General features: G+C 63.2%; 19 protein-coding genes. 6 read left to right on the forward strand and 13 right to left on the reverse strand.

The window, feature by feature from the left end; genetic code table 11:
• Positions 1 to 51 precede the first annotated feature (51 nt).
• Together phoR and phoB are read right to left on the reverse strand one after the other, a co-directional pair.
• On the reverse strand, positions 52 to 1359 hold the full coding sequence (gene phoR / locus D886_RS0101055) for a phosphate regulon sensor histidine kinase PhoR (RefSeq protein WP_027592133.1): 1308 nt from the start codon (positions 1357 to 1359) through the stop codon (positions 52 to 54).
• Positions 1360 to 1404: 45 nt separating this feature from the next.
• A complete protein-coding gene (gene phoB / locus D886_RS0101060; protein WP_003253341.1) occupies positions 1405 to 2094 on the reverse strand; it encodes a phosphate regulon transcriptional regulator PhoB in 690 nt (229 codons plus the stop codon).
• A 172-nt stretch (positions 2095 to 2266) separates the two neighbouring features.
• Between phoB and D886_RS0101065 the strand changes: the two genes are divergently transcribed.
• Positions 2267 to 2635 carry a hypothetical protein gene (locus tag D886_RS0101065; protein WP_027592134.1) on the forward strand — a complete coding sequence of 123 codons (369 nt, stop codon included), beginning with the start codon at positions 2267 to 2269 and terminating at the stop codon, positions 2633 to 2635.
• A gap of 109 nt (positions 2636 to 2744) precedes the next feature.
• Here the strand turns inward: D886_RS0101065 and ubiA are convergent, their stop codons facing one another.
• Entirely contained in the window at positions 2745 to 3635 is an 891-nt protein-coding gene (gene ubiA, locus D886_RS0101070) for a 4-hydroxybenzoate octaprenyltransferase (protein ID WP_027592135.1), read from the reverse strand.
• Positions 3635 to 4192 (reverse strand): chorismate lyase, encoded by a 558-nt coding sequence (locus D886_RS0101075; RefSeq protein ID WP_027592136.1) that lies wholly within the window; start codon positions 4190 to 4192, stop codon positions 3635 to 3637. The genes ubiA and D886_RS0101075 overlap by 1 nt, the downstream gene beginning before the upstream one ends.
• A gap of 169 nt (positions 4193 to 4361) precedes the next feature.
• Here D886_RS0101075 and D886_RS0101080 point away from each other — a divergent pair, with 169 nt between their 5' ends.
• From D886_RS0101080 to D886_RS0101095, 4 genes are all read left to right on the forward strand, one after another.
• Positions 4362 to 4529: a rubredoxin gene (locus D886_RS0101080; RefSeq protein WP_027592137.1), complete on the forward strand. Its 168-nt coding sequence runs from the start codon at positions 4362 to 4364 to the stop codon at positions 4527 to 4529.
• Positions 4530 to 4563: 34 nt separating this feature from the next.
• On the forward strand, positions 4564 to 5712 hold the full coding sequence (locus D886_RS0101085) for an NAD(P)/FAD-dependent oxidoreductase (protein ID WP_027592138.1): 1149 nt from the start codon (positions 4564 to 4566) through the stop codon (positions 5710 to 5712).
• Between the two features lie 188 nt (positions 5713 to 5900).
• The gene (locus D886_RS0101090) at positions 5901 to 6200 is read left to right on the forward strand and encodes an HU family DNA-binding protein (RefSeq protein WP_027592139.1); all 300 of its coding nucleotides are present in this window, start codon (positions 5901 to 5903) and stop codon (positions 6198 to 6200) included.
• Between the two features lie 147 nt (positions 6201 to 6347).
• Positions 6348 to 6722 (forward strand): helicase, encoded by a 375-nt coding sequence (locus D886_RS0101095; protein ID WP_027592140.1) that lies wholly within the window; start codon positions 6348 to 6350, stop codon positions 6720 to 6722.
• Positions 6723 to 6852: 130 nt separating this feature from the next.
• On the opposite strand, the gene D886_RS0101100 is transcribed toward D886_RS0101095, so the two are convergent.
• The 6 genes from D886_RS0101100 to exbB all read right to left on the reverse strand — a co-directional run bounded on the left by D886_RS0101100 (position 6853) and on the right by exbB (position 13569).
• Positions 6853 to 8256, reverse strand: a complete 1404-nt coding sequence (locus D886_RS0101100) for an aminoacyl-tRNA deacylase and HDOD domain-containing protein (RefSeq protein WP_027592141.1) — start codon at positions 8254 to 8256, stop codon at positions 6853 to 6855.
• Between the two features lie 78 nt (positions 8257 to 8334).
• Positions 8335 to 10413 (reverse strand): ATP-dependent DNA helicase RecG, encoded by a 2079-nt coding sequence (recG, locus tag D886_RS0101105; RefSeq protein WP_027592142.1) that lies wholly within the window; start codon positions 10411 to 10413, stop codon positions 8335 to 8337.
• Between the two features lie 3 nt (positions 10414 to 10416).
• Positions 10417 to 11343 (reverse strand): hydrogen peroxide-inducible genes activator, encoded by a 927-nt coding sequence (locus D886_RS0101110; RefSeq protein ID WP_027592143.1) that lies wholly within the window; start codon positions 11341 to 11343, stop codon positions 10417 to 10419.
• Positions 11344 to 11437: 94 nt separating this feature from the next.
• On the reverse strand, positions 11438 to 12169 hold the full coding sequence (locus D886_RS0101115; RefSeq protein ID WP_027592144.1) for an energy transducer TonB: 732 nt from the start codon (positions 12167 to 12169) through the stop codon (positions 11438 to 11440).
• The gene (exbD, locus tag D886_RS0101120) at positions 12166 to 12594 is read right to left on the reverse strand and encodes a TonB system transport protein ExbD (protein WP_027592145.1); all 429 of its coding nucleotides are present in this window, start codon (positions 12592 to 12594) and stop codon (positions 12166 to 12168) included. The genes D886_RS0101115 and exbD overlap by 4 nt, the downstream gene beginning before the upstream one ends.
• Before the next feature lie 3 nt (positions 12595 to 12597).
• Complete coding sequence (exbB, locus tag D886_RS0101125) at positions 12598 to 13569, reverse strand: tonB-system energizer ExbB (RefSeq protein ID WP_027592146.1); 972 nt, start codon at positions 13567 to 13569, stop codon at positions 12598 to 12600.
• A gap of 192 nt (positions 13570 to 13761) precedes the next feature.
• On the opposite strand from exbB, the gene D886_RS0101130 reads away from it, so the two are divergent.
• Positions 13762 to 14619 carry an SDR family oxidoreductase gene (locus D886_RS0101130; RefSeq protein ID WP_027592147.1) on the forward strand — a complete coding sequence of 286 codons (858 nt, stop codon included), beginning with the start codon at positions 13762 to 13764 and terminating at the stop codon, positions 14617 to 14619.
• A gap of 130 nt (positions 14620 to 14749) precedes the next feature.
• Here D886_RS0101130 and D886_RS0101135 read toward each other — a convergent pair whose 3' ends face one another.
• From D886_RS0101135 to spoT, 3 genes are read right to left on the reverse strand one after another with little or no spacing between them, the layout of a single operon-like run.
• A complete protein-coding gene (locus D886_RS0101135; RefSeq protein WP_027592148.1) occupies positions 14750 to 15475 on the reverse strand; it encodes a hypothetical protein in 726 nt (241 codons plus the stop codon).
• A 55-nt stretch (positions 15476 to 15530) separates the two neighbouring features.
• The gene (locus D886_RS0101140; RefSeq protein WP_027592149.1) at positions 15531 to 15911 is read right to left on the reverse strand and encodes a RidA family protein; all 381 of its coding nucleotides are present in this window, start codon (positions 15909 to 15911) and stop codon (positions 15531 to 15533) included.
• 23 nt (positions 15912 to 15934) lie between these two features.
• On the reverse strand, positions 15935 to 18043 hold the full coding sequence (spoT, locus tag D886_RS0101145; RefSeq protein ID WP_027592150.1) for a bifunctional GTP diphosphokinase/guanosine-3',5'-bis pyrophosphate 3'-pyrophosphohydrolase: 2109 nt from the start codon (positions 18041 to 18043) through the stop codon (positions 15935 to 15937).
• Positions 18044 to 18067 lie beyond the last annotated feature (24 nt).

The raw sequence follows: 18067 nt of genomic DNA on the forward strand, positions 1-18067 counted from the left end.
AGCCGCAAAAGCAAAGGGTGATGGTCTTGATGGGGTTGCGGTGCAGCCTTCTCAACCCTTGCCGTTGGCCAATTGGGCCGGCGCAAAGTGACAGGTAAAGGTGCTGCCATGCCCCGGCACGCTGCTGATCTCCAGGCGCCCGCGATGGCGCAGCAGCACATGCTTGACGATCGCCAGGCCCAACCCCGTGCCCCCGGTATTGGACGCCCGGCTGGAGTCGACGCGGTAGAAGCGCTCGGTCAGCCGTGGCAAATGCTTGGCATCGATGCCGATACCCGAATCCTGCACGCTGAGGTGCGCACCCTGGGCATCGGCCCACCAGCGGATGCGAATGCTGCCCTCGTCCGGGGTGTACTTGACCGCGTTGAACACCAGGTTTGAGAACGCACTGCGCAGCTCTGCCTCGCTGCCCTTGAGGCTGACGCCGGGTGCGGCTTCCAGGCTGATGCGCTGGTTACGTGGGCCGGACAGCGCCTGGGCATCGCCCTTGATCGACTGCAGCAGGGCATCGACGGGCACGGGCAGGTTGTCGGAGGGGTAGTCGGTGGCCTCCAGCTTGGCCAGCAACAGCAAGTCATTGAGCAGGGTCTGCATGCGTGAACCTTGCTGGCTCATCTGCTGCAGGGCCCGGGTCCAGCGCGGGTTTACGTCCTCGACGTTGTCGAGCAAGGTTTCCAGGTAGCCGGTAATCACCGTCAGCGGCGTACGCAACTCATGGGAAACGTTGGCGACGAAGTCTTTGCGCATCTGTTCGAGCTGATGGATGCGGGTGACATCGCGCACCAGCATCAGGTGCTCGTTATTGCCGTAGCGGGTGATGTGCAGCTGCACACGCATCCGGTCATTGATCGGCGAAGGGATTTCCAACGGCTCGACGTAGTTCTCCGCCTCGAAGTATTCCTTGAAGCGAGGGTGGCGCACCAGGTTGGTCACCTGCTGGCCGCCGTCCTGCGGGGTCTTGAAGCCCAGCAGGGTTTCGGCGGCGCGGTTCCACCATTCCAGGTTGCCGTCGCTGTCGAGCATGATCACCGCATCGCGCAGCGCGGCAGTGGACTCCTGCACCCGGTCGATCACCGCCTGCAGGCGGCCGCGTACGCGTTGGTCGCGACGTTGCAGGTGGTAGATGCTGTCGAACACTTCGCCCCACAGGCCGTAGCCGTCTGGCGGGGCCTCGTCGGGTTGATGGTTGCGCAGCCAGTCATGCAAGCGCAGCAGCTGCTTGAGGGTCCAACCCAGGTAAAGGGCCAGGCCGATGGCCAGGCTCCAGCCGTAATAACCGCTGACCAGCCCACCGAGCAGGCAGACAGAGATCAGCAGCAGCAGGTGGCGAATCAGGGTCGCGTGCCAGTTCTGGTTCAATTGACGGTCCTTGTACAACGTCGTGCAGCCAGGCGTGCAGGCGTGTCAGCTCTTGGTCGAGAAACGGTAGCCAGTGCCGCGGACGGTTTGTACCAGATTTTCGTAGGCTTCACCCAGCGCCTTGCGCAAGCGGCGGATGTGCACGTCGACAGTACGCTCCTCGACATAGACGTTGCCGCCCCAAACCTGGTCCAGCAACTGGCCACGGGTGTAGGCGCGCTCTTGGTGGGTCATGAAGAACTGCAGCAGGCGGTATTCGGTGGGGCCCATCTCTGCCGGTTTGCCGTCGATGGTCACGCGGTGGCTGATCGGGTCAAGCAGCAGGCCACCGACTTCGATCGGCGCCTCGCTGTCGCTCGGGCCGGTGCGACGCAGCACGGCTTTCAGGCGGGCGACCAGCTCGCGGGGCGAGAAGGGTTTGGTGATGTAGTCATCGGCGCCCACTTCCAGGCCTTGGATCTTGTTGTCCTCTTCACCTTTGGCGGTGAGCATGATGATCGGGATGTCCCCGGTCAGCTCGTCACGCTTCAGGCGGCGGGCCAGTTCGATGCCCGAGGTGCCCGGCAGCATCCAGTCGAGCAGGATCAGGTCAGGCTTGCGGTCGACGATGATCGCGTGGGCCTGTTGCGAGTTCTCCGCTTCCAGGCAGTCGTAGCCGGCCATTTCCAATGCAACGGCGATCATCTCGCGAATAGGCGCTTCGTCGTCGACGATCAGAATGTTCCTGCCAACCATGCTCAAAACCTCTCCTGGAAAATCGTGTCTGGCCCGCATTAGATAACGGAATTATTGCAGCTGTGTGACAGAGCATTGGCTGTTCTGGCGACATTCCATGACTGGACTAGGCTTGAAAGGGCCGCTGCGGCGGCTATCAGAACTCATTTCCCCGGAAACAATGGTGAATCCAATGACACGACATACGCTGAGCTGGATGGCCCTTCTTGCTGCGCTGGCACTCCCGGGGGTGGCCTTGGCCGACCATGCGATGGAGAAAAACGGCATGCTGGTCGACCATGCCGGCATGACGCTGTACACCTTTGACAAAGACGCTGGGGGCAAGTCGATGTGCAATGGCGATTGCGCAACGAATTGGCCGCCGTTGACGGCTAAAGCGAGTGAAAAGGCAGAGGGCAAGTGGACACAGATCAAGCGTGACGATGGCAAGATGCAATGGGCCTATGACGGCAAGCCGCTGTACACCTTCGTCAAGGACAAGAAGGCCGGCGATACCACCGGTGACGGCATGAAAGACGTCTGGCACGTGGCCAAGCCGTGACATAGCCGGGGCCGCTTTGCGGCCCTATCGCCGGCAAGCCGGCTCCCACAGGGGCAGCAGCTATGCAAACTCTGTGGGAGCCGGCTTGCCGGCGATAGGGCCGGAAGAGTCAGCGCAGTGCGTAATCCAGCACGACCCCAATGAACACCAGCAACCCCGCCCAGTGATTGTGCAGAAACGCCTTGAAGCATGACTCGCGGTCCAGCTTGCGCGTCGACCAGAACTCCCAGGCAAAGCACAACGCCGCCCCCAGCAGCCCCAGGTGGAACCAGCCGCCCAGCTCGAAGCGGCTCCCAGCCAACAGCAGGCAAGCCAGCGACAGCAACTGCAAGGTCAGGATGATCACCCGATCGGCTTCGCCAAACAGGATGGCCGTCGATTTCACGCCGATCTTAAGGTCATCGTCGCGGTCGACCATGGCGTAATAAGTGTCGTAGCCCACGGTCCACAGCAGGTTGGCGATGTACAGCAGCCAGGCACTGGCCGGCAGCTCACCGCCAGCAGCGGTGAACGCCATGGGGATACCCCAGGAATACGCGGCGCCCAGCACCACTTGCGGGTAATAGGTATAGCGCTTCATGAACGGGTAGCAGAACGCCAGGGCCACGGCGCCGAACGACAGCCACACGGTCCGGCTGTTGGTGCATAGCACCAGCAGGAAGCTCACCCCGACCAGGATCGCGAACAGTGCCAGCGCCTCGCGGGGCTTGACCCGGCCGCTGGCCAAGGGGCGGTCAGCGGTGCGTTTGACGTGGCCATCGACCTTGCGATCGGCAAAGTCATTGATGCAGCAGCCTGCCGCGCGCATCAGCACCACGCCAAGGCCGAAGATCAGTACGTTGGCCAGGGTCGGCGAACCTTGGCCTGCAATCCATACAGCCGACAGGGTCGGCCACAGCAGCAGGTAGATGCCGATGGGGCGGTCCATGCGGCTGAGCTGGACAAAGTCCCAGGCGCGCGGGTGCACGCGGTTGAGCGACTTGAGCAGTTGCAGGTACATCAGCGGTTTTCCTCCTTGGCCGCTTGCCACAGGGCTGGCAGGAACACCTCGGCTACCAGCAGGTCCAGGCCGTCCCGTTCAAAGCGTGAGCGTCGGCCCCAAAGCGCATCATGGCGGGCCTCGGTCGGTAACCAGGCCTGTGGATAACTGCACACTTGCAGGGGGTGGCGAATGAACGCCTGGTCACAGAACAGCAACTCGCCCAGCGAGCGGCTGCCCAGGGTCTCGAGGTCCAGGCCACCGCGCTCCAGGGCACTGCGGCTGGCCACGCTGCGGGCGAACACCCAGGGCTGGCCGTGGCCACGCAGGTACACCTCGCGCACCCAGCCTTGCGCCCCCGGCGCGATGCCCAGGGCCAGGCATTCGTCATCACGCAGTGGCTGCCAGCCTTCCAGCAGCGGGGTGACGGAGAAATGATCGTGGGACAGGCGGGTCAGGCGGCGGGTCAGCGAGCCCTCGTCGAACAGCCAGTCTAGGGTTGGCTGGTCGATCTCGGTCGCCAGCTGTGAATACGGCAGCCACGCGACAGCGGCTGCTTGCGGGGATTCGTACGACACGTCGGTATGCTTGTTACAGCCAGAGAGGCGGCGAGCTTAGCATGATTGCCCCGACTGCTTGCATACTGCTGGCAGGGCCAGTAAAAAGCCCCCAAAGATTGCGCGGCGGCCCCCTGGCGGGCCATCAGCAGCGACACGAGCCCGAGCCTGAAACGAGGAATCCGTACCGATGAAAAAATGGCAATGTATTGTCTGTGGCCTGATCTACGACGAAGCCGAAGGCTGGCCCGACGACGGCATCGCCCCCGGCACCCGCTGGGAAGACGTGCCTGCAGACTGGCTGTGCCCCGACTGCGGCGTCGGCAAGAGCGACTTCGAAATGATCGCCATCGGCTGATCATCCCCTTTTACCACCCTGAGGTAAGCACGACATGACGTCCCCCGTAGTCATCATCGGTACTGGCCTGGCCGGCTACAACCTGGCCCGTGAATTTCGCAAGCTCGATGGCGAGACGCCGCTGCTGTTGATTACCGCCGACGATGGTCGTTCCTACTCCAAGCCCATGCTCTCCACGGGTTTTGCCAAGCTCAAGGATGCCGATGGGTTGTGCATGGCCGAGCCAGGCGCGATGGCCGAGCAGCTCAAGGCCGAAATCCGCACCCACACCCGTATCAGCGGCATCGACCCCGGCCACAAGCGCCTGTGGATCGGCGAAGAGGCCGTGGCCTATCGCGACCTGGTGCTGGCCTGGGGCGCCCAGACCGTGCAGGTGCCGATCGAGGGCGACGCTGGCGGGCAGGTCTTCCCGATCAACGACCTGGAGGACTACGCACGCTTTCGCGCCGCCGCTGCTGGCAAGCAGCGCGTGCTGATTCTGGGCGCCGGCCTGATTGGCTGCGAATTCGCCAATGACATGAGCCTGGGCGGGTTCCAGGTCGAGGTGGTGGCCCCGTGCGAGCAGGTGATGCCGACCCTGTTGCACCCAGCCGCGGCCGCTGCCGTGCAGGCCGGGCTAGAGGGCCTTGGCGTGCGCTTCCACCTGGGCCCGGTGCTGACGCGCCTGCAGCAGGTTGCGCAGGGCCTTGAGGCGCACCTGTCCGACGGTAGCGTGATCGCCTGCGACCTGGTGGTTTCAGCCATCGGCTTGCGCCCGCGTACTGATCTTGCCGCCGCTGCTGGCCTGCAGACTAATCGCGGCGTGGTAGTGGACCGGAAGTTGCGCACGTCCCACGCCAATATCTTCGCCCTGGGCGACTGCGCTGAGGTGGACGGCATCAACCTGCTCTATGTGATGCCGCTGATGAGCTGTGCCCGCGCCTTGGCGCAAACCCTGGCCGGCAACCCCACGGCCGTCAGTTACGGGGCGATGCCAATCACCGTGAAGACCCCCGCATGCCCGCTGGTGGTCTCGCCGCCCCCGCAAGGGCGCGACGGCAACTGGCAGGTGGAGGGGCAGGGCAGCGACCTCAAGGTGCTCTGCCACGATGCCGACGGCAAGCTGCTGGGCTATGCCCTGACCGGTGCGGCCGTGATGGAAAAGCTGGCCCTGAATCGTCAGCTACCCCCGGTAATGGCGTAAATAGCTGGCGTTCTGTCGGGTTTGTCCTGTTGTTGCTCACACAATGGCCGCCCAGATACTGGCGCGGCCTCGGTGGGCGTGCCATTCTCACTCCCGTCTGCCGCAGATTAGAGCCTGCGGTGCCTTGAGCGCTGCTCCCAGAGGCAGCACGGCATAACAACAAAAAATCCCGTCAAAGAGGCTTCACTATGCGCAAACCAGAACTCGCCGCTGTCATCGCCGAAAAGGCCGATCTGACCAAGGAAAAGGCCAACGTGGTGCTGAATGCGATCCTCGACAGCATTACCGGTGCGCTGGACAAGGACACCGTGACCCTGGTCGGTTTCGGCACCTTTGAAAAACGTCACCGTGGTGCGCGTACCGGCAAGAACCCCCAGACCGGCGAGCCGGTGAAGATCAAGGCCAGCAACACCGTAGCCTTCAAGCCAGGCAAGAACCTGCGTGACAGCGTCAACGTACCGGCCAAGCCAGCCAAGAAAGGCAAGTGATCGAATCCTGACATCCCCAGTGTCGGTTCAGCGGGCGCCCCAGGGCGCCCGTTGTGCTTTCTGTAGGGATATGTTGCGAACTTGCATAAATAGTTCTGGAAGAGGATAAACTGCGCGACTCAGTCATTTTTTATTCGAGGCGCGTTGATGAAGTTCCGCTTTCTTCTCTGGGCCATGGGGCTGTTGATGGCCAGGGCCAGCCGTAACAACCCGGCGTTCAAGCAGCAGCTCAAGGACAAGGATCTGGTTTTCCAGATGCAGACCCTGGACGGCAAAATCGCCCGGCACTTCATCGTCAGCGACGAGCGCATCAGCAGCAAAGGTGGCGTGCACCCGCAGCCGGCGTTCGCCATTGCGTTCAAAGATGCCGCTTACGGGTTTGCCACGCTGCAGGCAAGCAACAAGCAGTTGGCCTTCATGCAGGGGATTCAGGACAAGCACATCCAGATCAAGGGCAATCCGGCGTTGGTGATGTGGTTCCAGGGCTTGATGAAGTACCTCAAGCCGAAGAAAAAGCGCTGAGCCTGGCCCTGTAGGAGCAGCCTTGCGCTGCGAAGAGGCCGGTGAAAACACAGTGAACTTCGCTGCAGTCACCGGCCTCTTCGCAGCGCAAGGCTGCTCCTACAACGGGTGCGCATTACGCCCCACTCTATTAGTGCGGGGCGTGAAACTGCGATGCCAGTTCCCGCAGCAGGGTTTCGGCCTCCAGCACCTTGTTCACCACATCCTCGGCCTTCTCCCGAGTCACCCCCAACCGCTCCAGCAGTTCATCGGGTACCTCCTCCTGAGGCCCCGAGCCAATCCCGCGCGAACGCAGCAGGCGCGTCGCCAGGCACACCAGGTTGGGGAACGCCGCATAGACGCCGTCATAAGACGGGTCATGCTGGAAGCGCAGCGCCGTCGAGAGCTCTTCTGGCATGTCCCACAGCTTCATCAACCACGCGCCGATCTGCTCGCGGTTGATGCCCAGCAGGTGTTGCTCCACATAGGTGTGGCACAGGTGCGGGTTGACCTCCAAGTGCCGGCAGATCAGCGAGAAGTGCGGCGGGAACACGTGCGCCAGCAGCAGATAGCCAAAGTTGTGCAGCAGCCCCGCCAGGTAGGTCAGGCCGGCTTCCGGGCGCTCTGCCCGGGGCATGGCGCGGGTCAGGCCTTCGATGATGGCTGCGGTGTAGATCGACTGCTGCCAATACGGTGTGGCCTGCTGCGGGTGATCCTTGGGCAGGCTCAGGGTCTTGCCCAGGGCCAGCCCCAAAGCCAGGTTGATGACCAGGTCGAAGCCCAGCACGCGCACGATGGCGTCTTCCACTGAACGGATCTTGCCTGGTGAGGCGTAGTAGGGCGATGCCGCCCAGCTGACCACCTGCGCAGCCAGCGCAGGGTCGGTCTCGACCACGCCGGTGATGTCATCGATGCTGGCGTTGGGGTCTACCCGCAGCTTGATGATTTTCTGCGCCGTGTCGGCCAACGGCGGGATTTCAATGGTTTCTTCCAGGCGCTTCTGGATACGTCGGGCGGTAAAGGCCTGGACCGCTTGGGTGATTTCGTGGGAGTCGTCATCAGGCCGGTCGAGGTTGGGGCTGATGGCCTTCACCTCCTGGCCAAAGCTGCTGGCGCTGGCCTTGGCGAGCATGCGCTTGAAGTCCGTGCGGTCGATTTCCAGCAGCAGCCCGGCTTCGCCGGACTGAATCAGCACCGTCTCACAGTCGAGCAGGCTTTTTTCGTACTGGCACGGCGAGCTGGTCAACGCCGGAATGCCCGGCAGGCGCTTGAGGTGGTGCTTGTCGAGCATCTGCTTGAGCCGGGGGACCGATACGGCGGTCAGCTTGCGGCCGGTCAGCTCGGTCAGGCGATTGAGGTCAAGCAGCTGGCTCTGCGGGAACAACACCATCAAGGCGCCGACTTCGTCGTCGAGGAGCACCGCCTGCACCCGCGAGGCGGCAGGCAATTGCGCATGCTCGAGCACTTCGCGGTAGGTGACGCCAACCTTATCGAGCAGCAGCCGGATAACAGAGGGCGCGTGTGGGGTTGCGGTGTCCAGGGCAACTTCAGTCATGGTCCGTATCCACTAATTCTTTTAAACGCGAAGTATAACCAGTCCCGCCGCAAATCTGGATCCATTGTGGGACTGGCGTCACACTTGGCCGTATTGCTGGCCGTGCCGCAGCCAGCGGTCAAGCAACGGGCTGACATGGTCCGGCCAGCGCGCGATCAGCGCTTGGGCGGCATCACGTACGGCCGGCAGCAGGTCGGCATCACGCATCAGGTCAGCGACCTTGAACTGTAGCAGGCCGGTCTGGCGTGTTCCCAGCATCTCGCCGGGGCCGCGCAGTTCCAGGTCTTTTTCCGCGATGATGAAGCCATCGTTGGTTTCACGCATGATCCCCAGGCGTTCGCGGCCGATCTGCGACAGTGGCGGGTGATACAGCAACACGCAGTGGCTCACCGCGCTGCCCCGGCCAACCCGGCCACGCAGCTGGTGCAGTTGGGCCAGGCCCAGGCGTTCGGGGTTCTCGATGATCATCAGGCTGGCATTGGGCACGTCCACGCCCACCTCGATGACCGTGGTTGCCACCAGCAGTTGCAGCTCACCGGCCTTGAACTGGGCCATGATCTCGGCCTTTTCCGCAGGCTTCATGCGCCCGTGGATAAGGCCGACGCGTAGCTCGCCCAGGGCGCTGCCAAGCTCCTCATAGGTGCTCTCGGCCGCTTGGCAGGTCAGTTCTTCTGACTCTTCGATCAGGGTGCACACCCAATAGGCCTGGCGCCCCTCGGCACAGGCGGCGCGTACCCGTTCGACCACTTCGAAACGGCGGCTGTCGGCCACCAGCACGGTGTTCACCGGCGTACGCCCGGGTGGCAGCTCGTCGAGGACCGAGGTGTCGAGGTCGGCGTAGGCGCTCATCGCCAAGGTCCGAGGGATCGGCGTCGCAGTCATGATCAGCTGGTGCGGGCACAGCTCGCCGGCCACGCCTTTTTTGCGCAGGGCCAAGCGTTGCTGCACACCGAACCGGTGCTGTTCATCGATGATCGCCAGGGCCAGGTGCTTGAATTTGACCTCTTCCTGGAACAGCGCATGGGTGCCCACCACCATCGGTGCACCGTTGGCGATTTGCTCCAGCGAGCTGGCCCGGGCCTTGCCCTTGAGCTTGCCGGCCAGCCATGCCACCTCGATGCCCAGCGGTTCGAGCCAGCGCTTGAAGGTAATGAAGTGCTGTTCGGCGAGGATCTCGGTGGGGGCCATCAACGCCACCTGGTAACCGGCCTCCAGCGCTTGCAGTGCCGCCAGTGCAGCTACCACCGTTTTACCGGCCCCGACATCGCCCTGTACCAGGCGCATCATGGGCTCGGCCTGGGCCAGGTCGTAGGCAATTTCGTTGGCCACCCGTTGCTGGGCGCCGGTCGGCTTGAAGCCCAGGTTGGCCAGGTACTGCGCCGGCAACCGGCTGGCCTTGGGCAGTACGGGGGCACGCAGGCTGCGCAGGCTCTCGCGCAGGCGTTGCTGCGACAGCTGGTGGGTCAGCAGCTCTTCGAAGGCCAGGCGGTGTTGAGCCCAATGCTGGCCTTCGGCAAGCTCGTCAAGGTCGGCATCGGCCGGCGGGTTGTGCAGGTAGCGGATGGCATCGTCCAGCGGCGCCAATTGGTAGTCCCGGGCCAGCTCATCGGGCAGCCAGTCTGGCAGGCTGCGCGGGCCAAGCATGCCAAGGCTCTGCTGGCAGAGCAGGCGCAGGCGTTGCTGGGTGAGGCCTTCGGTGGACGGGTAGATCGGCGTCAGGGTCTGTTCCACCGGGGGCGGTGGCTCGTCGCCGTTGAGCGCCCGGTACTCCGGGTGGTAGATCTCCAGGCCAGAGGCGCCGGGGCGTGCTTCGCCATAGCAGCGCAGGTGCGTGCCGCGTTTCAGGCCTTCTTTTTGCGCATTGCTGAAGTGATAGAAGCGCAGGCTCAATACGCCGCTGCCGTCACCCAGGCGCACCACGAGGCTGCGGCGCTTGCCCATGGTGACGTCCGCACCGCTTACTACACCTTCGATCACGGCATCCTGCCCCGGGCGCAGTTCGCCAATGGGCACCACACGGGTGCGGTCCTGGTAGCGCAGGGGCAGGTGGAACAGTATGTCCTGCAGGTTCTCCAGGCCAACCTTGGCGAGTTTTTCCGCCATGGCATCGCCCACACCTTTGAGCACCGTGACCGGGACCTTCGACAGCTCACTCATGACTCAGGCCGGCTGTTCCACAGGAGGTTTGGCGACCGAGCAGAGGCGGATCGAGTCAGCAAGGATCTCGATGGCCTTGGGCCGCGGGAAGCTTGCACGCCAGGCGATGGCCACGGTGCGGAACGGTGCTGGCGCAGTCAGCGGGCGCACTTCGATGATGCCTGGCGCGTAATGGTGGCTGTGCACGGCCGACAGCGGCAGGATCGAGACGCCAAGGCCCGAGGCAACCATGTGCCGAATGGTTTCCAGGGAGCTGGATTCCACCGTGGTGTGCCGGGAGCCTTCGCCGCCTTTGTTCAATGTCGGGCAGGCTTCCAGGACCTGGTCGCGGAAGCAGTGGCCTTCACCGAGCAGCAGCAGGCTCTTGTCGTTGAGCATGGCGGTGTCGATGGTCTTTTTGGCCGTCCATGGGTGGTCGGCAGGCATCAAGGCGCAGAATGGCTCATCGTACAGCGGCAGGGTCAGCACGTCGGCTTCGTTGAACGGCAGGGCGATGATCACTGCGTCGAGTTCGCCGTTGCGCAGTTTTTCGCGCAGTACGTGGGTGAAGTTCTCTTCGATGTACAGCGGCATCTGCGGCGCCACACGGTGCAGCTGCGGGATCAGGTGCGGGAACAGATAAGGGCCGACGGTATAGATGGCACCGACCTTGAGCGGGGCCGTCAGCTGGTTTTTGCCGGCCTGGGCCAGCTCGCGGATGCCTTGGGCCTGTTCCAGTACCTTCTGCGCCTGGGCTACGATGCTTTCACCGACCGGGGTCAGGCGCACCGCGCTCTTGCTGCGCTCGAAGATCAGCACGCCAAGCTCGTCCTCGAGCTTCTTCACACCGACCGACAGGGTCGGTTGGCTCACGTGGCAACGTTCGGCCGCGTGGCCGAAATGTTGTTCCTGGGCGAGTGTGACGATGTAGCGTAATTCTGTGAGGGTCATAACGTGCGTCCATGAAGTTGCGAGCCCAGCATAGCGGCTGCAATCGATAGACGCACGTTATCAGACTTGCCGATTTGTGACAGAAACAAAAGTCTCAGCGGCGGTCCAGCGAGTAGACGAACGGCGCCACGACTTCGATCGTGCCGTTGTTCAACAACTCGGGTGGCGGCTTGGGTACCGTGCCGGCACGACGGATCATTTCCAGGGTCGCCCGGTCCAGTGCCGCGCTGCCCGAACCCCCGGCCATGGCGTACGACACCACCTTGCCTTCGGCATCGACCACGAAACGCAGGCGGTTGATGCCCTGCAGGCCGCGACGACGCGCGTCTTCCGGGTAACGCTTGTACTTGGCCAAGTGGCGCAGCAGGTCACTCTGCCAGGTAGGCAGGGCGTTGCTGTTGGACGCAATGCTCGGTGCCGGTGCCGCGGACTTCTGCGGCGGCGTGTTGCTTGGCGGTGCGTCTACCACGCTTTCGGTCGGCGGCGCTTCCTTCGGCGGCTCAGGCTTTTTCTCGGGCTTGGGCGGCTGGGGCTTGGCCTTCGGCTTGGGCGGCTTGGCGATGGCGATCTTGGGTTTAGGGGCTTCCACCAGCTTGGGCAACGGCAGTTCTTCAACCGGTGCCGGCGGCTGGGGGACGGCTTTTGGAGGAGGAGGTGGCGCAGGCTCCGGCAAAGGTGCCAGCTCGACCATCATGGCTGCCGGCGGCAGCTCGATGGCCTGAGGCACCGACCAATTGAGCGTGAGCAGCACAGCGACGGCATGGACACCCAGCACCAGTGCCAGGCTGCCGCTGTAACGCGCCAGGTTGTGCCGCGTCTTCGTCATTTCTTGGCTGCCGTCTCGAGACCTACCAGACCGACCTTCAAATAGCCGGCCGCGCGCATGTTGTTCATCACTTCCATCAGGTCACCGTAATCCACGCCCTTGTCGGCCTGGAAGAAGATGGTGGTTTCCTTGTCGCCCTTGGTCTTGGCATCGAGCATCGGGCCAAGCTGGTCGGGCGCAGATACCTGATCGTCGCCGACATACAGCTTCTGATCGGCCTTGACGCTGACGAACACCGGTTTCTCGGGCCTCGGCGCTGGCTTGGCGGTCGAGGCCGGCAGGTCGACTTTGATGTCGACCGTGGCCAGGGGCGCCGCCACCATGAAGATGATCAGCAGTACCAGCATCACGTCGATAAACGGCGTAACGTTGATTTCGTGGTTTTCGGCGAGGTCGTCGCCACCTTCGTTGAGATGCAGGCCCATGGCTTACCCCACTTTCACCATGTGCGGGGCGGCGCGCTCGCTGCCTTGGTGGTCCAGGTCACGGCTGACCAGCAGCAGCACCTGGGCAGAAGCGTCAGACACCTGAGCCTTGTAGCCGGCAATGGAGCGGGCGAAGACGTTGTAGATGACCACTGCCGGAATTGCTGCAACCAGGCCCAAGGCGGTTGCCAGCAGGGCTTCGGCGATGCCTGGGGCAACCACTGCCAGGTTGGTGGTTTGGGTCTTGGCGATGCCGATGAAGCTGTTCATGATGCCCCACACGGTGCCGAACAGGCCGACGAAAGGTGCGGTCGAACCAATGGTGGCGAGCACGCCGGTGCCGCTGCTCATGTTGCGGCCGCTGGCGGCTACCAGGCGCTCAAGGCGGAAGGCGACGCGCTCCTTGATGCCCTCTTTTTCACGTGCATTGGTCGACAGGCGCATCTCTTCGAGCGCATCGTGGACCAAGGTGTGAGCCAAGGTGCCTTCCTTGTTCGAGACGTCGCTGGCTTCCTTGAGGCTGGCGGATTTCTTCAGCTGGGCGATCTCGCCGCGCAGACGACGCTTGGCGCCCATCAGCTCGAAGCCTTTGGCAATCCAGATGGTCCAGGTGATGATCGAGGCAATGGCCAGGCCGATCATGACGATCTTCACCACGATGTCGGCGTTTTTGTACATGCCCCATGGGGACAGGTCGTGCGCCATGCCCAGGGTAGTATCTTCGACCAGTGCTTCGACGCTTGGGTCTGCAGCGGCTGGCGCATCGGCCGGGGCGTTGGCGACAGGTGCCGAGCCGTCTGCGGCTGGGGCAGCGGCGGTGTTAGCCGGGGCGGCAGCGGCAGCCGGGGTGCTGGCGTTGGCAGTTGGCTCATCGGCCATGGCCACTGGGGCCAGCACCAGGCTGAACATCAGCGCGGCAATGGCACGCCAGGCGCGCGACGGGGTTGGCGAAGCGGAGGGTTGAGTACGTGTCATGCTGGCCGGACCTGATGAAGAAAAAGAGTGAACGTTCTCCAAGGCCTCGAGATAGGCCGAGAACAGATAGGGGCGCCATTATTGCAAGTAATTCTTGTTAACAAAAGTAATCTTGTTGCTTTTTTCACCTAAGGTCTAGCCACTCATCGTGTAGCGTGGCGGGTTTGATCAACTGGTCTAGGGAGTTTTGAGATGTCAGACCTTTCAGTAATGGTCGTAGGTTGTGGTGATGTGGGCGGCCGTCTGGCCCAGCAATTGCTGGCCCGCGGCTGGCAGGTGAGTGGCCTGCGCCGCGCGGTCGAGCACCTGCCAGCGGGTGTTGTACCGGTAGCTGCCGACTTGGCCGAACCCACCATCCCGCCAGCGTGGCCACAGCGAGCGCCGGACTACCTGGTGTACTGCGTGGCGGCCAGCCAGCACGACGAGGCGGGGTATCAGTCGGCCTATGTCGACGGGTTGCGCCATGTGCTGGCCTGGCTTGCCGAACGTGGTCAGCACCCGCGTCGCTTGCTGTTTGTGTCCAGCAGCAGCGTGTTTGCGCAAAAAGACGGCGAGTGGGTCGACGAGACGGCTGTCACCGAGCCGGAAGGGTACTCTGGCCGGATCATGCTCGACGCCGAGCGCTTGGCGCTGGCCAGTGGTATCCCGGCAAGCGTGGTGCGCTTGACCGGCATCTACGGGCCGGGCCGTGAATGGCTACTGAGCCAGGTGCGTCAGGGCTACCGTGTAGCTGAAGAGCCGCCGCTGTATGGCAACCGTATTCATGCCGAAGACGCCGCAAGCTTGCTGGCTTATCTGCTGCAGGCCGATGCCGACGGCGTGGCGCTGGACGACTGCTATATAGGTGTCGATGACGACCCGGCGCCGCTGGCCGATGTGGTGGGCTGGTTGCGTGGGTACCTGGGCGTTACCGAGTGGTCGGATGAGCAGCGGGTGCGCCGTACGGGCAGCAAGCGCTGCAGCAATGCCCGTGTGCGGGCGTTGGGCTGGGTGCCAGAGTACCCCAGTTACAAAGAAGGGTATGCGGCGATTCTGCAGGGTAAGGGGTGAGTCTACCGGCCTCTTCACGGGTAAACCCGCTCCCACAGGGTGAGCGCTGATTCGGATGTCAGCGGGGTAGCTGTGGGAGCGGGTTTACCCGCGAAAGGGCCGGCGTGACGGGTAGAGATCCTGGCAGGCCTCAGTCCTTCTCCAGCACCCATTGCCGAGCACCGGCCGCCAATACCGGCATTTCATCCGGCTTCGCGCGGTTAACGGCCTGGAAAATCTCCAGCGTGTCGCCATCACGCTTGATGATAAACGGCGCGCCGCGCTGTTTGCGCTCCAGCCACAGGCTGTCGTTGCTGCCGCCCATGGTCGCGCAATCGCCGGCCAGGCACAGGGCAAAACGGTCCGGGCCAGGCAGGCCACTGACGTTGCCGGTGTCGCTGAAGCGAACGGCGGTGCCTTTGCCCTGGCCTTCGATGATTTTCCATTCACCGCCCAGGTAGGCCTGGTACAGCGCCTTCTCGAAGCTGCCACCCAGCGGTGCATTGCCGGGTTGCTTGACGCGCACGAAGGTTTGTTCGGTACCGGACTGCGCAGTGGTTTTCAGCTCGTCGCCATCCAGCGCCAGCTGCTCGGTCTGGCCGTCCTGGAAGCTGGCCAGCCATTGCTTCTCGTTGGCGCTCAACTGGCCGTCGGCAGCCTCGAAGCCATTGCTGAAGCTGGCCTGTTGGTGAGCCACGTCGAGTTTCCACTCGAACACAGGGCCGTGTTCATTCAGTGCCTGACGCAGGCTGCCACTTTTGACGGCGGCTTTGATGGCGTCCTGGTTGATCCAGGTGCCGTTGAAGTCTTCGGGTTTATGGCTGGCGCAACCGCTCAGAAGCAGGGCTGCCAGCGCGAGGGGCAGTGCTTGACGCATGGTGGGTAACCTTGGGGAGAGAAGGTGACGGGCAGGGCGCCCGTCACCAGGGGCATCACTCGATGACCAGGATCGCGTCCATCTCGACCTGGGAGCCTTTTGGCAGCGCGGCAACGCCAATGGCGGCGCGGGCTGGGTAAGGCTGTTCGAAGTAACGGCCCATCACTTCGTTGACCTTGGCGAAGTGGCTCAGGTCGGTGAGGAAGATGTTCAGCTTGACGATGTCTTTGAACGAGCCACCCGCGGCTTCAGCCACAGCCTTGAGGTTCTCGAAGACCTGCACGGTCTGGGCCTCGAAGCCTTCGACCAGTTCCATGGTCTTGGGGTCCAGTGGGATCTGGCCCGACATGTAAACGGTGTTGCCGGCCTTGATTGCCTGGGAGTAGGTACCGATGGCGGCAGGGGCCTTGTCGCTGTTGATGACGGACTTGCTCATGATGACTCCTTGCGGTTGGCGGACTACGTACGCATGCGGGTGATGCGGACCACACCGGTCAAGGTACGCAGCTTCTTGATCACTCGTGCCAGGTGCACGCGGTCGTGCACGCTGACCACCAGTTGGACCACGCTGATACGGCCGTCGCGTTCGTCCATGCTGATCTTCTCGATGTTGCCGTCGGCGGCATTCACGCTGCTGGCCAGCAGCGCAATCAGGCCGCGCTGGTGCTCCAGCTCGACACGCAGCTCGACATTGAATTCGCCAGCGATGTCCTTGGCCCAGGAGAGCTGCACGCACTTCTCTGGGTTGTGGCGAATTTCACTGATGTTGCGGCAGTTCTCCAGGTGCACGACCATGCCTTTGCCCGCCGACAGGTGGCCGACGATCGGGTCACCGGGGATCGGCGTGCAGCATTTGGCGTAGCTGAGCACCAGGCCTTCGGTGCCGCGAATGGCCAGCGGGCCTTCCGGCGTCGGCAGCTGTTCGCCTTCGGCCGACAGCAGGCGCCGCGCGACCACATAGGCCATGCGGTTGCCCAGGCCGATGTCTTCGAGCAGGTCCTCGATAAGCTCCAGGCGGTACTCGGCGAGAATCGCCTGAATGCGCTCCTGCGGGATCTTTTCGAGGCTGCTGTCGAAGCCGGTCAGCACCTTGTTCAGCAGGCGTTCGCCGAGGCTGATGGACTCGGAGCGGCGCTGTTGCTTGAGGGCGTGGCGAATGTGCGTGCGTGCCTTGCCGGTGACCACGAAGTTGAGCCAGGCCGGGTTCGGCCGGGCGCCCGGCGCGCTGACGATCTCTACCGTCGAACCGCTTTGCAGGGGCTCAGACAGGGGCGCCAGGCGGCGGTTGATGCGGCAGGCGATGCAACTGTTGCCCACGTCGGTGTGCACCGCATAGGCGAAGTCGACGGCCGTGGAGCCTTTCGGCAGCTCCATGATCCGGCCCTTGGGCGTAAAGACATAGACCTCGTCCGGGAACAGGTCGATCTTCACGCTCTCGATGAATTCCAGCGAGTTGCCCGCGCGCTGCTGCAGTTCGAGGATGCCCTTGACCCACTGGCGCGCCCGCGCGTGGCTGCCTTTTGGCTGCTCGTCGTCGTTGGACTTGTACAGCCAGTGGGCGGCGATACCGTTGTTGGCCATCTCTTCCATCTCGCGGGTGCGGATCTGGATTTCGATGGGCACGCCGTGCATGCCGAACAGCGTGGTGTGCAACGACTGGTAGCCGTTGGCCTTGGGGATCGCGATGTAGTCCTTGAAGCGACCGGGCAGCGGCTTGTACAGGTTGTGCACGGCGCCGAGCACGCGGTAGCAGGTGTCGACCTTGTCGACGATGATGCGGAAGGCGTACACGTCCATGATCTCGTTGAAGGCGCGGCGCTTGCCGCGCATCTTCTTGTAGATGCCATAGAGGTGTTTCTGCCGGCCGCTGACCTCGCCCTGGATGCCGTCGGCAGCCAGGCAGTTGGCCAGCGATTGTTCGATTTTAGCGACGATCTCTTTGCGGTTGCCGCGGGCGCTCTTGACCGCCCGGTGAATCAGCGACGAACGCATTGGGTGCATGGCCTTGAAGCCAAGGTCTTCGAATTCGACGCGCACGGTGTGCATGCCCAGCCGGTTGGCGATGGGGGCGTAGATTTCGAGGGTTTCCTTGGCAATGCGCCGGCGTTTTTCACCGGACAGCACTTCCAGCGTGCGCATGTTGTGCAGGCGGTCGGCCAGCTTGACCAGGATCACGCGGATATCGCGCGCCATGGCCATGGCCATTTTCTGGAAGTTCTCGGCCTGCGCCTCGGCCTTGGTCTCGAAGTTCATCTGGGTCAGCTTGCTGACCCCATCGACCAGTTCGGCAACCGTCTCGCCAAATTGCTGGCAGAGGGCTTCCTTGGCGATGCCGGTGTCTTCGATCACATCGTGCAGCATGGCGGCCATCAGGCTCTGATGGTCCATGTGCATGTCGGCGAGGATGCTGGCCACGGCCAGCGGGTGGGTCACGTAGGGCTCGCCGCTGCGGCGGCGCTGCCCGTCGTGGGCCTGCTCGGCGTAGAAATAGGCGCGCCGAACCAGGTTGACCTGTTCGGGGCCCAGGTAGGTCGACAGCCGTTCGGCTAAGGCTTCTATACCCGGCATGGGTTCACCTCTTGCAGAGGAAGA

Source organism: Pseudomonas sp. LAIL14HWK12:I7, assembly GCF_000483465.1.
Classification (GTDB): domain Bacteria; phylum Pseudomonadota; class Gammaproteobacteria; order Pseudomonadales; family Pseudomonadaceae; genus Aquipseudomonas; species Aquipseudomonas kermanshahensis.

What these genes read in the sequence shown, in the direction of transcription:
- D886_RS0101085 (WP_027592138.1), top strand. Translation starts at nt 4,564, where the DNA reads ATGACGTCCCCCGTAGTCATCATCGGTACTGGCCTGGCCGGCTACAAC.
- ubiA (WP_027592135.1), bottom strand. Translation starts at nt 3,635, where the DNA reads ATGTACCTGCAACTGCTCAAGTCGCTCAACCGCGTGCACCCGCGCGCC.
- D886_RS0101095 (WP_027592140.1), top strand. Translation starts at nt 6,348, where the DNA reads ATGAAGTTCCGCTTTCTTCTCTGGGCCATGGGGCTGTTGATGGCCAGG.
- D886_RS0101115 (WP_027592144.1), bottom strand. Translation starts at nt 12,169, where the DNA reads ATGACGAAGACGCGGCACAACCTGGCGCGTTACAGCGGCAGCCTGGCA.
- D886_RS0101065 (WP_027592134.1), top strand. Translation starts at nt 2,267, where the DNA reads ATGACACGACATACGCTGAGCTGGATGGCCCTTCTTGCTGCGCTGGCA.
- D886_RS0101135 (WP_027592148.1), bottom strand. Translation starts at nt 15,475, where the DNA reads ATGCGTCAAGCACTGCCCCTCGCGCTGGCAGCCCTGCTTCTGAGCGGT.
- exbB (WP_027592146.1), bottom strand. Translation starts at nt 13,569, where the DNA reads ATGACACGTACTCAACCCTCCGCTTCGCCAACCCCGTCGCGCGCCTGG.
- D886_RS0101080 (WP_027592137.1), top strand. Translation starts at nt 4,362, where the DNA reads ATGAAAAAATGGCAATGTATTGTCTGTGGCCTGATCTACGACGAAGCC.
- D886_RS0101130 (WP_027592147.1), top strand. Translation starts at nt 13,762, where the DNA reads ATGTCAGACCTTTCAGTAATGGTCGTAGGTTGTGGTGATGTGGGCGGC.
- exbD (WP_027592145.1), bottom strand. Translation starts at nt 12,594, where the DNA reads ATGGGCCTGCATCTCAACGAAGGTGGCGACGACCTCGCCGAAAACCAC.
- recG (WP_027592142.1), bottom strand. Translation starts at nt 10,413, where the DNA reads ATGAGTGAGCTGTCGAAGGTCCCGGTCACGGTGCTCAAAGGTGTGGGC.
- D886_RS0101100 (WP_027592141.1), bottom strand. Translation starts at nt 8,256, where the DNA reads ATGACTGAAGTTGCCCTGGACACCGCAACCCCACACGCGCCCTCTGTT.
- D886_RS0101140 (WP_027592149.1), bottom strand. Translation starts at nt 15,911, where the DNA reads ATGAGCAAGTCCGTCATCAACAGCGACAAGGCCCCTGCCGCCATCGGT.
- spoT (WP_027592150.1), bottom strand. Translation starts at nt 18,043, where the DNA reads ATGCCGGGTATAGAAGCCTTAGCCGAACGGCTGTCGACCTACCTGGGC.
- D886_RS0101110 (WP_027592143.1), bottom strand. Translation starts at nt 11,343, where the DNA reads ATGACCCTCACAGAATTACGCTACATCGTCACACTCGCCCAGGAACAA.
- D886_RS0101090 (WP_027592139.1), top strand. Translation starts at nt 5,901, where the DNA reads ATGCGCAAACCAGAACTCGCCGCTGTCATCGCCGAAAAGGCCGATCTG.
- phoB (WP_003253341.1), bottom strand. Translation starts at nt 2,094, where the DNA reads ATGGTTGGCAGGAACATTCTGATCGTCGACGACGAAGCGCCTATTCGC.